Genomic DNA, 14,945 nt, shown 5'->3' on the forward strand with positions numbered 1-14,945 from the left:
GGCATTAACACTACTTTATTCCCTTCACCCTTGTCGGGAAAGTATACACTGACCTAGAAGCTGTAATGAATAGGATATCGTTATTTTCTCCTCCAAAAGTCACATTGGATGTCCATTTTTCAGGAATAGTAATATGGTAAATTTTCTTTCCGTTACGATTAAATATATGGACTCCGTTTCCTGTTAAATAAAGGTTTCCGTGTTTATCCAGTGCCATTCCGTCAGAACCCATTTCACAGAAAAGCTTCTTCTCTGATAGTCTTCCTTCTCCCAAAATGTCATACACATAGGTTTTTCCGGCATCAATATCTGATACATACAATTTTTTCAGGGTTTCGCTTCCCACAATTCCATTAGGTTGTGTAAAGGTTTCCAATTTGGAAATTTTTCCGTCTTTACTTCGGTAATAGAGGCTTTTATGTGGTAGCTCCTGCTTAAAACCCACCCAATAATCTCTTTCATATAAAGGGTCTGTAAAATACATTCCTCCTAAGATGTCATTCCAGACATCGTTGGGACCGTTTAATCTTTTTCCTTCAAATCCCTTTAATATGACCTCAACCTTTTTATCTTTTGATATTTTCCATATTTCACCCTGGTCATCAGAACAGGTGATCAGATAATCGTCTTTATCAAAATGGGTTCCGTTGGCTCTTCCTGTTTTATCCAAAAACATTACGATCCGGTTGCTTTTCCAGTCCCAATAATAGATCTTATCATTAGGCTGATCAGTAAAATAGACATTCCCCTCTTTATCTGTTGATGGTCCTTCCGTAAAACTAAACTGATCCGAAACTCTTTCCGGCTTTACACCTTCATAAAACATTTTACTACTCTTTACTGATTGACAGTTTACTAATGCGAAAACCAAACCAATCATTCCTATTTTACAGATATTCTTCATATTCATTTTTGAACCTGCAATTTACGATATGCAAAACAGGATTCAAAATGCCTGTCGAAACCTTATACCATAGCAATTAATGTCCTAATAGTCCTATTTTTGAAGTAGATCATATTAGTAACAGATCAATATAATCCTGAGCTTTGCAGTAACGGGATCGGCTACTTTTTTCCTACAGGGATAATGACTGAAAAGCAAGGCTGATCCGGATGAAAATATCACCAAAATACTTTTATAGCCTATCATAATGAGTGTAGAGTCCAACCATATCAAATCTTTAGAAATTGAAAATGAAGATTTTAGAAATTCAGTAGGAACCATGGATGAAACCGGGAAAAGAAAATGGATTTTCCCGAGAAAGCCCAAAGGAAAATATACCCATTACAGGAATTACACCAGCTATTTCCTCCTTGCTTTATTTTTCGGATTGCCTTTCGTAAAGATCAATAATAATCCTTTTCTGCTTATCAATGTCATTGACAGAAGATTCTTTATCCTAGGACAGCCTTTTTATCTGCAGGATTTTTTCATCCTTGCGCTGGGAGCCGTAACTTCCGTAATCTTTGTGATGCTCTTTACTGTAGTTTTCGGAAGAATATTCTGTGGCTGGCTATGTCCTCAAACCCTTTTTATGGAAATGGTTTTCCGGAAAATCGAATATTGGATAGAAGGCGACCGGAATAAGCAGATGAAGCTTGACAGACAGGAATGGGACACTGAGAAGATCAGAAAAAGACTCACAAAATGGTCTGTTTTTCTTTTGATTTCACTTATCATCTCCCATTTTATGTTTATGTACATCGTAGGTTATGAAGAGATTTTCCGTATTATGAACGAAGGTCCGGCAGAACATTCACTGAAGTTTATCACCATGATATTTTTTACGATGACCTTCTATTTTGTTTTTGCGTGGCTGCGTGAACAGGTGTGCACTTTGGTGTGTCCTTATGGAAGACTTCAGGGGGTACTGATCGATAAGCAGACGATCAATGTATATTATGATTTTAAAAGAGGAGAAGGCCGTTCAAAATGGAGAAATAATGAAGACCGGAAAGCAGCTGGAAAAGGTGACTGTATCGACTGTAATCAGTGTGTGGTAGTCTGTCCTACAGGAATTGACATCAGAAATGGACAACAGCTGGAATGTGTAAATTGCACAGCCTGCATAGATGCCTGCGACGAGGTAATGGAAAAAGTTGGATTGCCTAAAGGACTGGTCCGTTATGCCACAGAGGCTGAAATTGAAAACCGGGATAAGTTCAGGTTTACCCCGAGAATGAAAGCGACAACCGTTATCCTTGCTCTCCTGATCGGATTCCTTGGGTTCTTAATGTATGACCGTGGTTCTATGGAAGCCAAATTCATCAAACCTGCCGGATCTACATTCTTCATTAAAAATGGTAAGATCAACAACACTTTTATTTATACATTACTGAATAAGTCGAATGAGAAAAAAACACTGACCATTAAAGTCATCAGCCCAGCTAATGCTGAGATCACGTATTTCGGTTCTGAAAAGATCATGCTGAAAGGAGACGAAATTCTGAAAGGAAACATCAATATTGCTTTCCCTGAAGAAGATATCAAATTTTCCAAACAAAATATGGTGATCGGTGTTTTTGATGAAAAGGGAAAACTGGTAGATTCGTTTGAGACTACTTTTGAGGGACCGTTTAAACTGGTATTATAGGTGGCAGATGCTGGATTACAGGGATTAAGGAAAAGAAATGAGACCTGGGAACAGGAACTGCATCACTAACAACCAGCAACATTGAATTCGGAACTTTGAACATTCAGAACCTATATTTCTTCATAAACTGAGTGGGAGTCATTCCGGAGCTTTTCCGGAAGACTCTTACAAAGTAAGAATATTCTTCATATCCCAGCCTGAAAGCAATCTCAACCAGGCTTTCATCCAGATACATCAGCATTCTTTTCGCTTCCAGCACTATTCTTTCCGTAATGACTTCTGTAGCTGTTTTCTGAACTACCGTCTGCACGATTCTGTTCAGATGCTTTGATGAAACCCTTAATAAAGAGGCATAATAGGCAATAGATTTCTGTTCCGTGAAATGCAGCTCAATAAGATTTTCAAAATCCTGATAGTGTTTAAAGTACGAAGGTCCGGCAGAAGAGGCTGAAGCATCAAAATCCCTGGAAAACAAACGGGTTGCATTGATAAAGACCCGGGACATTAATGACAGGATAAGACCTTCTTTCATAATATTTTTGGATTGATGCTCTTTTTCCAGCTCCTGAAATAAGCTGACATTTTTCTCCAGCTCAGAAGCTTCCAACTGAAGTTTTCTGGGAAAAGACACTGATCCGAAAAAAGGAAAGTTCCTCAGCTTCTGATTCACATAATGCATTTCATAAAATTCCTGAGAACAGAAAAAAATATAGCCTTCTATATCTTCCGAAAGCTCCCAGCTGTGAATCTGCCCGGGCGACAGAAAGAAAAGGCTCCCTTCTGAAACTTCATATCTCTGGAAATCGATCTCATGTACACCTTCTCCGTTGGTAAAAAGAACAGCTGCATAAAAATCATGCCTGTGAGGCTTTTCGATGTGGCTATGCCCTACTACCAAATGATTTTTCATCGTATTAAAATAAAAATCCGAAGTATTTTTACCTGCCTGAAAAAGGTCAATATGAAGAACGGAGATCGGATTCATCATCTATATTTTAGTAAAAAACAATATTATTATCCATTATAAAGGTCCTGTCCTTAAGAGCCTGTTTAAATTTGTATTAAAATATTATTTCTCGCTGATTTTGCAAATCCCGCTGATTTGATTTACGAATAATGATCTGCTGAATCGGGGAAATCTGCGGGAAAATAAAAAAATAAAGCGTTAAATTAATTAAACAAAATCATTAGCAATTAAATTTAAACAGGCTCTAAGGGTACACAAATTTAGGCAAAAAAAGGACCGGTATATACCGATCCTTCATATCTGTAAAAATTAATACCTGTTATTTAATAATCAACTTGCTGTTGTATACTCCTTTTGAAGAGCTGATGCTGATCACATAAACTCCTTTAGGAGCGTTCACATTAAATTCTTTGGTATCGTTGCCTTCAGTCTTATAAGCGGAAGAATAGACCAGCCTTCCACTGGCATCAAGCATGGATACTTTAATGTCTCCTTTTATATTTCTGGATTTGATAAAGAAGTTTCCATCGCTTGGATTAGGATAGATCCTGATATCATCGGCTAATGGAGAAGGAGCTTCTTTGGTTCCTAAACTTTGTGTTTCCTGAGTACACACCTCAAGGGACCAGCCCGTAATAGTTCCTACACTTCCAGGGTTATTGTCTGAGGCAAACAGCTTCCATGTTCCCTGGGCTTTATGTCCTTTAAAGATACTTAAAGGTTCATTCGGCTTTATTTCTCCCTGCACCGGTGAAGCGCAGGCAACAGCTGCACCCGTATCACTGAATGTGGCTGTAATTCCTGAGTTATTGTTACAACTGCGGTTCCAGATCAAGGCAGAGGATCCAACCGGGCTTTCAATACCGATAGAAACATGTCTTACATTTGGATGAGTAACAGCTGGAGTGACTTTTATTTTGGTAATCGTTCCCGGATTATTTACCACCAACGGAATGGTTATTTTTGGAGAGGATATATTGTTCCCTCCCGGACCATCAGGAATTGCTACTGCAGATCCGCTATAGGTATAGGTGTTACAATTTTCACCCGTCACCGTATAATCAATCACAAAACTGGGACTCACTGCATAATATATATTCCCCACAGGTTCTATCATAATGAATGCATTCGCAGAAGTAGATCCTGAAGGAATGGTCACCTGCTCACTACCATCATTGGGTGTATTGGCCGCGATGGTGGTAAATGTCTGACCACCGTCTGTAGATAATTTGATATTGACATTGGCTGTATTGACCGGAGCCTGGTTGGTATTGGCAACATCCCAGGTTATATTGACAGTTCCTCCTGAGCTCAGTGACTGTCCGAATGTTGGAGCCGTTACCTGAAAAGGTCCTGCTCCGGCATTCACCGTCACTACCATTTCATCTTTACTCGTCTGTGGGGCTATCGGGTTGTTATTCCTTGCAGTCAATGTGAAATTCATACTTCTGGCTACATCGGAAACCGATTCCCAACGTGTTGATAATACGCCTGCCAATACTTTATTAAAGTCAGGTAAGTATCTCACCGGACTATTATTGGGTGCTAAACTTCTGAAATTCGGACCAGCCGGCTTAGCCAAATAAGTTATACAATTCGTATCTGTCTCAGAGTTACTGGCAGGGTTCATTTGTTCCCATGTATAAGTATATGATGAGCTGTTAACATCATCCACTATTGCTTTTAATACATAAGGGGTAGATTTAGGAATGGTATAATCCGCACCTGCATTGATATTGGGTGCCGGAGCTGCAAAAGGGGTATTGGCACCACAGGTCACACTGTTGATCTTATTTTTGATCTCTGTAACATTAAAAGTATGATAATAATCATTTGAATTGAACTGAACGTCATAATTATTTCCGATAATACCGGTATAAGCCATGATGGTAGAACCGCTTCCAGGTTCTACTTCTGACGTTCCTGAACCATCCAGGTAATAAGAAAATGTATGATTGGCTCCTAGCTGATGTCCCATTTCGTGGGCTACATAATCTATATCAAAACTATCGCCTTCAGGAAAGTTACAGGAAGTATAGCCACGCGCTTTTTGATTGTTGATACATATTACGCCTAAACCCGCTACTCCATTTGCATTTCTTTTATCCAATAAATGGCCCATATCATAATCAGTGGCCGGAACACGGGCGGATATAGCCGCCTGTGCCGAAGCTGTACCGAATGAGGTATAAGGATCTGTGGCAGGATCCAGAAATATAATTACTTCATTATTGGCAATCAGATTAAAGTGTAATGACAAATCTTTCTCAAAAACACTGTTCATTCTGGTTAAGCTGGCGTTCATTGCGGCAAGAATCACAGCTTTTTTCTGTGCGTCTGTAGCTGTAGCCGGAGTTCCGGCAGCTGTTAAATGATACTGTGCATATTCTCCTGTACAGGAAAGTGCCATTCTGAAAATATTAAATCCTGCTGCTTTTTTATTCGCAGCATCGTTTTTTTTTTCTGCAGGAGCATGTTTTTTCATTTCATCCGTAGTGGAACATTCAAAAGGCTCTTTATCCTGTCCTCTTCTGGCATTAGAGTCAAAAACGGCATATACCGTTCTGTCTTCTGTGTATGGTTCAATAAATTCAGATATTCCGGAACGGGTAATCATGGATGAAAATCCTACCGGAGAAACACTGAACCTCAAATATACCGTTGGGTCTTCTACCCCGGTTCCCACATAAGACCTGATATCCGGAAACTTAGCCTGCAGCTCGGGAGCCATATTTGAAAATTCCCAAACCTGGAAGCGCTCCAATCTTCCACTGGCTGTCGGAAGCGAGATAATAACTCCTTTGTCTTTTGAAAAACGTGCAGGAGCATTCTTTAAACTCTCTCTGAGCTGGTCTGCATCCAGGGTATAAAGCCCTGCAAATTCCAGTTTCTCCTGTGAGGGTTTCACTTTCTGAGACCTGAGCTCAGTTCTTGACCACTGTGAAAATCCTAAAAACGGAATCAACAGGGTAAAAATAAAGAAATAATGTTTCATATAAAGTGGCTTTTGGTTTTACCAAATTAATAAAAATAATTCAAAACAAGCAGAAATAAACCAATTAGAACATAATTTCATTAACATGAAACCAACAAAAACAATATCAATTTAAAATTTTAACATATAAACTAAATATATCCTAATCATTACATAAAATACTTGTTTATACAGAAAAATATTCACAAATCAAAAAGCTCTTATTTAATACCTGTCACCACACAGGCACAAATTCATAAAAAAAGACCGGTATATGCCGGTCTTTAATAATCTATAAACAATTAAAATCTGTTATTTGATAAGCAGCTTGCTATTGTAAACTCCCTTTGAAGAGCTGATGCTGATCACATAAACTCCTTTAGGAATATTCACATTAAATTCTTTGGTATCATTGCCTTCAGTCTTATAAGCGGAAGAATAGATCAGCCTTCCACTGGCGTCAAGCATGGATACTTTAATGTCTCCTTTTATATTTCTGGATTTGATAAAGAAGTTTCCATCACTTGGATTAGGATAGATCCTGATGTCATCGGCTAATGGAGAAGGGGCTTCTTTAGTTCCTAAACTTTGTGTTTCCTGAGTACATACTTCAAGAGACCAACCTGTAATAGTTCCTACGCTTCCAGGGTTATTGTCTGAAGCAAAAAGCGTCCATGTTCCCTGGGCTTTATGTCCTTTAAAGATAGCCAAAGTCTCCTCTGATTTAAATTCTCCCTGCACAGGTGAAGCACACGCTACTGCACTTCCTGTATCACTAAATGATGCTGTAACTCCTGATCTTCCCGGACATTTTCTATTCCATACAAGAGCTGATGCTCCTGCCGGACTTTCAATCCCTATTGCTAAATGACTAACATCTGGATGAGTAATGGATGGAGTTACTTTTATCTTTGTAACTGTACCGTTATTATTGACCATTAAAGGAGCATTTACTCTAGGAGCAGAAATATCTGAGCCACCAGGACCATCAGTAATAGCTATAGAAGCTCCGCTATAAGTATAGGTATTACAATTTTCACCTGTAACATTATAATCAATAACAAAACTTGGGCTTATAGTATAATAAACATTTCCTACCGCTTCTATCATAATAAATGCATTTGCAGAAGTAGATCCTGAAGGAATCGTCACCTGCTCACTACCATCATTGGGTGTATTGGCCGCGATGGTGGTAAATGTCTGACCACCGTCTGTAGATAATTTGATATTGACATTGGCTGTATTGATCGGTGCCTGATTGGTGTTGGCTACATCCCAGGTTATATTTACCATATTATTTGAACTCAGGGACTGTCCAAACGTAGGAGCTGTAACTTGGAATGGGCCTGAACCGGCATTTACAGTTACCATCATTTCGTCTTTACTGGTTTGCGGGCCCAAAGGATTATTATCTCTTGCAGTCAATGTGAAATTCATACTTCTTGCTACACTGGAAACTGACTCCCAACGGGTAGTCAATACACCGGCTAACACTTTATTAAACTCTGGGAAATACCTAACTGGCGTGCTGACAGGAGATAAAGTTCTAAAGTTTGGTCCGGTAGGTTTTGTAGCATAAGCGATAGAATTATTCCCTCGTTCGGAGGCAGCAGCAGGATCCATCTGTTCCCAAGTATAAGTATAGGATGCGGTATTTGAATCCGTGGTCGTTCCCTTGAGTACAAATGGTGTTGATTTAGGAATTATATAATCTACACCAGCATTAATCTGAGGAGCCGGGTTTGCAAAAGGAACATTCACACCGCAAGCAATACTATTGATCTTATTTTTAATCTCTGCCAGATTAAAAGCCTGATAATAATCATCCGAATTAAACTGAACATCAAACATATCTCCCATAATCCCCGTATAAGCCATAATCGTAGATCCACTGCCCGGCTCCACTAATGACTGGGTTGTGAAACTCCCGTTATAAAGAGAAAATGTATGATTGGCTCCCAGCTGGTGCCCCATTTCATGGGCTACGTAATCTATATCAAAGGTATCTCCCTCAGGAAAGTTACTCGCAGTCCATCCTTCAGCTTTTGAAGCATCGTCACATATATCCCCTGGAGCAAAGCCATTTCCACCTTCTTTATCAAATATATGACCCATGTCATAATTAGCTGAGCCAATTTTTGTATCAATATCATTTTGTACATCTGATATTTCATCTCCGGGAGTATAAGGATCTGTAGCGGCACTTGTATAAATAATCATATCATTATCAGCTACCAAATTGAAATGAAGTGATAAATCTCTTTCAAAAACTCCGTTCATACGTGTAACGCTGGCGTTCATTGCAGCTAATACAGCTGCTTTTTTTTGAGCTTCAGTAGCTGTTCCGGGAAGACCTGCTGCAGTTATATGATACTCTGCATACTCATGTGTACAGGCTATAGCCAATCTGAAAGTATTAAAACCCGCTACCTTTTTATTGGCAGCATTGTTTTCTTTTTCAGCATTTCCCGTCTCCGGCTTATCAGATGTCTTGCATTCAAAAGGTTCTTTATCCTGTCCTCTTCTGGCATTGGAGTTAAAAACAGCATATACCGTTCTGTCTTCTGTATACGGTTCAATAAATTCGGATATTCCGGAACGGGTAATCATGGATGAAAATCCTACCGGAGAAACACTGAACCTTAAATATACCGTTGGGTCTTCTACTCCGGTTCCCACATAAGATCTGATATCCGGAAACTTAGCCTGCAGCTCGGGAGCCATATTTGAAAATTCCCAAACCTGGAAGCGTTCTAATCTTCCGTTTGCTGTCGGAATCGAGATAATAATTCCTTTGTCTTTCGAAAAACGTGAAGGAGCGTTCTTTAAACTCTCTCTGAGCTGATCTGCATCCAGCGTATAAAGCCCTGCAAATTCCAGTTTTTCCTGTGATTGTTTCACTTTCTGAGACCTGAGCTCAGTTCTTGACCACTGCGAAAATCCTAAAAACGGAAGCAGCAGTGCGAAAATTAAGAAATAATGTTTCATATAAATAAAATGGTTTTTGGTCTTGCCAAATTAATAAAATAAACCCATATAAAAAATGAATAAATTACCAAAATTAAATTTAATTAATATAAAATTCAATAAAATAAATATTAATTTAAAATATAAACAAATAAAATAAATATATTCTAATCATTACATAAAACACTTATTTATATAGAAAAATATTCACAAATTAAAATTCTTCCTGATTTCTGTAGCTATAGGCACAAATTCACACAAAAAAGGACCGGTATATACCGATCCTCTATATCTGTAAAAATTAATACCTGTTATTTAATAACCAACTTGCTGTTGTATACTCCTTTTGAAGAGCTGATGCTGATCACATAAACTCCTTTAGGAACATTCACATTAAATTCTTTGGTGTCATTGCCTTCAGTCTTATAAGCGGAAGAATAGATCAGCCTTCCACTGGCGTCAAGCATGGATACTTTAATGTCTCCTTTTATATTTCTGGATTTGATAAAGAAGTTTCCATCACTTGGATTAGGATAGATCCTAATGTCATCGGCTAATGGAGAAGGGGCTTCTTTGATTCCTAAGGCCTGGGTTTCCCGGGTACATACTTCAAGGTACCAACCTGTAATGCTTCCTGTGCTTCCGGCATTATTATCTGTTGCAAAAAGCTTCCATTCTCCTTGTGCGGAATGTCCTTTAAATATTGCTAAAGACTCGTTGGATTTTGTTTCTCCCTGCACAGGTGAAGTACAGGCCAAAGCATTCCCCGCATCACTAAATGAAGCTGTGATTCCTGACTGTCCTGAACATTGTCTGTTCCAGAAAAGCGCTGAAGACCCAACCGGACTTTCGATTCCCACCGCCAATTGGCTGATGTTTGGATGGGTAATGGATGGAGTCACTTTTATTTGGGTAATCGTTCCCGGATTATTTACCATTAAAGGTATCGTTATTCTAGGTGCGGATATTCCTCCCCCTCCAGGACCATCTGTAATGGCCACCGGTGCCCCGCTATAAGTATAGGTGTTACAATTCTCACCAGCCACCGTATAATCAATGACAAAGCTTGGACTCACCGCATAATAAATATTGTCAGCGGCTTCTATTAAAATATAAGCATTGGATGAGGTAGATCCGGCAGGTATTATTATCTGCTCATTGCCATCATTGGGTGTATTAGCTGCAATCGTAGCAAAGGTCTGTCCGCCATCTGTAGATAATTTGATATTGACATTGGCTGTATTGACCGGTGCCTGATTGGTACTGGCTACATCCCAGCTCACATTTACAGTTCCTCCTGAGCTCAATGACTGTCCGAATGCCGGTGCTGTCACCTGGAAAGGACCTGATGCAGCGTCTACGGTTATCGTCATGGCATCTTTCGAGACCTGTGGCTGCAGCGGGTTGTTATTTCTTACAGTAGCTGCAAAGTTTAGATTTCTTGCTACGCTGGATACACTTTCCCAACGGGTTGACAGCACTCCTGCCAGCACTTTATTGAAGTCAGGAAAGTATCTTACCTTAGAGCTTACTGGCGAGAAAGTTCTGAAAGTAGGTCCTGTAGGCTTTGCAGGATAGGCAGCTGAAATATCCCCGGCTCCAATTTGAGCCGTTGCAGCCTGATCTGTCTGTTCCCAGACGTAGGTATACCCCGCATTATTGGTATCTGTAGTAGAGGCTGTTAATACAAACGGAGTAGATTTGGGAATGGTATAATCAGCTCCTGCATTGATATTGGGAGCCGGGTCTGAAAAAGGGGTATTGGTACCGCAGACAATGCTGTTTATTTTATTCTTTATCTGGGTTATACTGTTGGTATGATAGTAATCATTGGAATTAAACTGAACATCTGAAGCTGTAGTAATCCCCGTATATGCCATTATGGTGCTGCCGCTTCCCGGCTCAACTTTTTGATCGGCCTGCGAAGTTCTGTATGTATAGGTATGTCCTGCTCCTAACTGATGTCCCATTTCATGAGCTACATAGTCTATATCAAATTTATCACCTTCAGGAAAATTATGGGCTGTCCAGCCGGCACCTTTTGAATTATTATTACAAATTACGCCTACTCCTGCTGATCCGTTTCCACCTTTTTTATCAAGCAGGTGTCCCATATCGTAGTTTTCCGCAGATATTCTTGCCGATATCTGGGCATGTGCCTCATTGGGTCCGCCGTTTGTATAGGGATCTGTTGAAGGATCCAGAAATATAATAATGTCATTATTCACAATCAGATTGAAATGAAAAGAAAGATCTTTCTCAAAAACGCTGTTCAGCCTGGTTAAGCTGGCATTCATTGCAGCAAGGACAACGGCTTTTTTCTGTGCGTCTGTAGCTGTAGCCGGAGTTCCCGCGGCTGTTAAATGATATTGTGCATACTCTCCCGTACATGACAATGCAAGTCTGAATATATTAAATCCAGCAGCTTTTTTATTTACAGCAGCATTTTTTTCAGCCTCATCTATCGTAGAACACTCAAAAGGTTCTTTATCCTGTCCTCTTCTGGCATTGGAATCAAAAACGGCATATACCGTTCTGTCTTCTGTGTACGATTCAATAAATTCTGATATTCCGGAACGGGTGATCATGGATGAAAATCCTACCGGAGAAATACTGAACCTTAAATATACCGTTGGGTCTTCTACCCCGGTTCCCACATAAGATCTGATATCCGGAAATTTAGCCTGCAGCTCGGGAGCCATATTTGAAAATTCCCAAACCTGGAAGCGTTCTAATTTTCCACTGGCTGTCGGAAGCGAGATAATAACTCCTTTGTCTTTTGAAAAACGTGCAGGAGCATTCTTTAAGCTCTGTCTGAGCTGGTCTGCATTCAGAGTATATAGGCCTGCAAATTCCAGTTTTTCCTGTGATTCTTTCACTTTCTGAGACCTGAGCTCAGTTCTTGACCACTGTGAAAATCCTAAAAGCGGAAGCAGCAGTGCCAAAATTAAGAAATAGTGTTTCATAGTATTGTAATTTTTTGAGATTCACTAAGTTATTAAAAATAACATCACGTTAATTTTTTTTCACTTAATTATGAGTAAAATAATTATACATTCCGCAAACAAAAGTCATACAGCAGTTTTAAAGATATATTTGGTTCAAATTTTAAAAAATTTCTATCTTTGAAGTTTAGGAGCCGTAAAATGAAAATAAATTTACCTGATAAACTGTACTATTCTATAGGAGAAGTCGCGAAAGCATTCGATGTAAACACTTCATTAATACGTTATTGGGAACAGGAATTTCCCATCATCAAACCTAAGAAAAATAAAAAGGGGAACCGGTATTTCACTCCTGAAGATATCAAGAACCTGCAAATGATCTATCACCTTGTGAAGGAAAAGGGATATACTTTGGATGGAGCACGTGTCGCTTTAACGACCAACAGTAAAATCTCCGAAACGATTACCATTATTGACAGGCTTGAATTTGTAAAAGCGGAACTTCTGAAACTGAAAGAATCTTTAGGGGAAAAAGATGAAGAGTAATCCTAATATTCAGATAAAATACAATTCAAATTATTAAATTTAGAAACAGTATCCATACCATAATCCCCTGTAAAGCAGGGATTTATTTTTGGATAAAATCTTGAACAGTGACTTAATTTCAGAAGAATCCTAAAATTTTTCTAACGCCATTTATCTTTAAATAATTCTATATTATGAATATATGGATACATATTTAAAACCAATATATTCAATCTATATCCCAAACTTAATCATTTAACAGTTCATTATTGCGGTGCATTATTTTTATCAATATGTTTACTGCATGATGAGAAAAAGTTATTACCATAAACTGGCAGGTATGGTTATACTATTAACTATACTGTTAGCCTATCAGAGCTATACCAGCAGGGAAAAGGAACCTTTTCCTGAGGTGAAGTTTATTACAGATGCATCATTTCCGGCAAATATATCAGATTTTGACCCCAATATTTTAGATCAGGAGCAATGGCAAAAGCTTGGATTTTCTGAAAAGCAGGCATCCATCATTCTTAAGTATAAAGATATTGTCGGAGGACAATTCACTTCAAAGGAACAGTTAAGAAAATGTTATGCTATTTCCGGAGAGAAATTCAGTGAACTGTCATCATTCATATTACTTCCTGAAACACTGAAAAAAAACAGTTCAAAGGAATTCAATAAAGCCGAAAGGAAAGAAATTACTGTTACAGGAAAATTCAATCCTGATCAGTTTTCTGTCAATGACTGGCTCAAAATGGGCTTCAGTGAAAGACAGGCAGCAGCTATTTTAAAATACAAAAATTATCTGGGCGGGAGCTTTGTCAGCAAAGAAAAGTTTAAAGAATGCTTTATTATTTCCCCTGAAAATTACAGCAAAATTGAGCCTTACCTGCTATTGCCCGCCCATACACCGGAAAGCTTTAAAAACTCAGGTAAAAACTATCCCGTAAAGGAAAAGATCCGATATTACACTTTTGATCCCAACCAGCTGGATGCTGAAGGCTGGAAATCTTTTGGCTTTTCAGAAAAGCAGGCTATTACTATCATCAATTACCGTAACAGAAATTTACAGGGCAGTTTTAAAAGTATGGAAGAACTGCAAAAATGTTTTGTTATCTCCTCTGAAAAATTCCAGGAACTAAGACCTTATGTAAAATTGAATCCCGTTTCTCTAAAAAAAGAGGAGATCAGACAGGAAAAAACCGACTTCTCAAAAACCGATCTTAATACGATCACTTTCAGGCAGCTGCTGGAATTTGGTATGGACGAAAGAAGCGCCGGTTCTATTATTGGTTTCAGGAAGAAGCTGGGAGGCTTCGTCAGTAAGCAGCAGATTCTGGACACCTATAATATTGATAAGGAAACAGTCCAGAAATTGATTTCCACAGCACAGCTGGATACTTCAAATGTCCCTAAATATTCTTTAGCGGATGCTCCTGAACAATGGCTGAAAGATCACCCTTATTTCAAATATTCAGCAGATAAAATTATATTCTATCGGACGACTTATCCTGATGATAAGAAAATTCTAAAGTTTCTGAAATTAAAGCCTGAATACGAAGAGAGAATGAAATTATATTTAAAATAATCTGATATTGAAAAAACATATCATACCGACCAATACAAAACAGTATCTACTATTTTGGATAGTTTCTCATCTGGAACATGACTTAAATCTTAATGATGCATGTAATTGCCGGGACCATTGGTTCCTTCAATTGATTCAGGCAGTATTCCATATTTGGTGCGTAAATTAACAGTACCTAACGTTTTTCCAGTCTGGATCTCAATTATACTAATGGTTCCGGAATTTAAGTTAGGAATATCCAACAGGTTATTTTGTACCGCTACAACTTCTTTCCCTGATTTAGTTTTAAAGAAAGCCATGTGATGAGCTCCCTTATCTGCGTAATTAAAAAACCGAAATATTACACCAATGTGTGAATATTATTAAATAACTATATTATCCATAG

9 protein-coding genes are annotated in these 14,945 nt (G+C 38.6%); 3 read left to right on the top strand and 6 right to left on the bottom strand.

The genetic code is table 11. The features are described 5' to 3' along the window. Nucleotides 1-10 precede the first annotated feature (10 nt). Nucleotides 11-904, bottom strand: coding sequence for an SMP-30/gluconolactonase/LRE family protein (locus AC4IF5_RS01475; protein WP_490730980.1), 894 nt, complete (start codon nucleotides 902-904; stop codon nucleotides 11-13). Between the two features lie 247 nt (nucleotides 905-1,151). Between AC4IF5_RS01475 and ccoG the strand changes: the two genes are divergently transcribed. Further along, the gene (ccoG, locus tag AC4IF5_RS01480) at nucleotides 1,152-2,594 is read left to right on the top strand and encodes a cytochrome c oxidase accessory protein CcoG (protein WP_490730982.1); all 1,443 of its coding nucleotides are present in this window, start codon (nucleotides 1,152-1,154) and stop codon (nucleotides 2,592-2,594) included. 103 nt (nucleotides 2,595-2,697) lie between these two features. On the opposite strand, the gene AC4IF5_RS01485 is transcribed toward ccoG, so the two are convergent. The 4 genes from AC4IF5_RS01485 to AC4IF5_RS01500 form a co-directional block, all read right to left on the bottom strand. Further along, nucleotides 2,698-3,582, bottom strand: a complete 885-nt coding sequence (locus AC4IF5_RS01485; RefSeq protein WP_490730984.1) for an AraC family transcriptional regulator — start codon at nucleotides 3,580-3,582, stop codon at nucleotides 2,698-2,700. Nucleotides 3,583-3,880: 298 nt separating this feature from the next. After that, nucleotides 3,881-6,556, bottom strand: a complete 2,676-nt coding sequence (locus AC4IF5_RS01490; RefSeq protein ID WP_490730986.1) for a zinc-dependent metalloprotease — start codon at nucleotides 6,554-6,556, stop codon at nucleotides 3,881-3,883. Between the two features lie 291 nt (nucleotides 6,557-6,847). Next, entirely contained in the window at nucleotides 6,848-9,523 is a 2,676-nt protein-coding gene (locus AC4IF5_RS01495) for a reprolysin-like metallopeptidase (RefSeq protein WP_490730988.1), read from the bottom strand. A 290-nt stretch (nucleotides 9,524-9,813) separates the two neighbouring features. Beyond that, nucleotides 9,814-12,468, bottom strand: a complete 2,655-nt coding sequence (locus AC4IF5_RS01500; protein WP_490730990.1) for a zinc-dependent metalloprotease — start codon at nucleotides 12,466-12,468, stop codon at nucleotides 9,814-9,816. A gap of 180 nt (nucleotides 12,469-12,648) precedes the next feature. Here AC4IF5_RS01500 and AC4IF5_RS01505 point away from each other — a divergent pair, with 180 nt between their 5' ends. Next, a complete protein-coding gene (locus tag AC4IF5_RS01505) occupies nucleotides 12,649-12,993 on the top strand; it encodes a MerR family transcriptional regulator (RefSeq protein WP_490730992.1) in 345 nt (114 codons plus the stop codon). A gap of 319 nt (nucleotides 12,994-13,312) precedes the next feature. Beyond that, nucleotides 13,313-14,560, top strand: a complete 1,248-nt coding sequence (locus tag AC4IF5_RS01510) for a helix-hairpin-helix domain-containing protein (RefSeq protein ID WP_490730994.1) — start codon at nucleotides 13,313-13,315, stop codon at nucleotides 14,558-14,560. An 89-nt stretch (nucleotides 14,561-14,649) separates the two neighbouring features. On the opposite strand, the gene AC4IF5_RS01515 is transcribed toward AC4IF5_RS01510, so the two are convergent. Beyond that, entirely contained in the window at nucleotides 14,650-14,859 is a 210-nt protein-coding gene (locus AC4IF5_RS01515) for a hypothetical protein (protein ID WP_490730996.1), read from the bottom strand. Nucleotides 14,860-14,945: the final 86 nt, after the last annotated feature.

The sequence above is a fragment of the Chryseobacterium sp. UF-290 genome, from assembly GCF_058245615.1.

Bases quoted from the DNA above. Each gene is read 5' to 3' on its own strand.
- AC4IF5_RS01475 (WP_490730980.1), bottom strand. From the start codon at position 904: ATGAAGAATATCTGTAAAATAGGAATGATTGGTTTGGTTTTCGCATTA.
- ccoG (WP_490730982.1), top strand. From the start codon at position 1,152: ATGAGTGTAGAGTCCAACCATATCAAATCTTTAGAAATTGAAAATGAA.
- AC4IF5_RS01485 (WP_490730984.1), bottom strand. From the start codon at position 3,582: ATGATGAATCCGATCTCCGTTCTTCATATTGACCTTTTTCAGGCAGGT.
- AC4IF5_RS01490 (WP_490730986.1), bottom strand. From the start codon at position 6,556: ATGAAACATTATTTCTTTATTTTTACCCTGTTGATTCCGTTTTTAGGA.
- AC4IF5_RS01495 (WP_490730988.1), bottom strand. From the start codon at position 9,523: ATGAAACATTATTTCTTAATTTTCGCACTGCTGCTTCCGTTTTTAGGA.
- AC4IF5_RS01500 (WP_490730990.1), bottom strand. From the start codon at position 12,468: ATGAAACACTATTTCTTAATTTTGGCACTGCTGCTTCCGCTTTTAGGA.
- AC4IF5_RS01505 (WP_490730992.1), top strand. From the start codon at position 12,649: ATGAAAATAAATTTACCTGATAAACTGTACTATTCTATAGGAGAAGTC.
- AC4IF5_RS01510 (WP_490730994.1), top strand. From the start codon at position 13,313: ATGGTTATACTATTAACTATACTGTTAGCCTATCAGAGCTATACCAGC.
- AC4IF5_RS01515 (WP_490730996.1), bottom strand. From the start codon at position 14,859: ATGGCTTTCTTTAAAACTAAATCAGGGAAAGAAGTTGTAGCGGTACAA.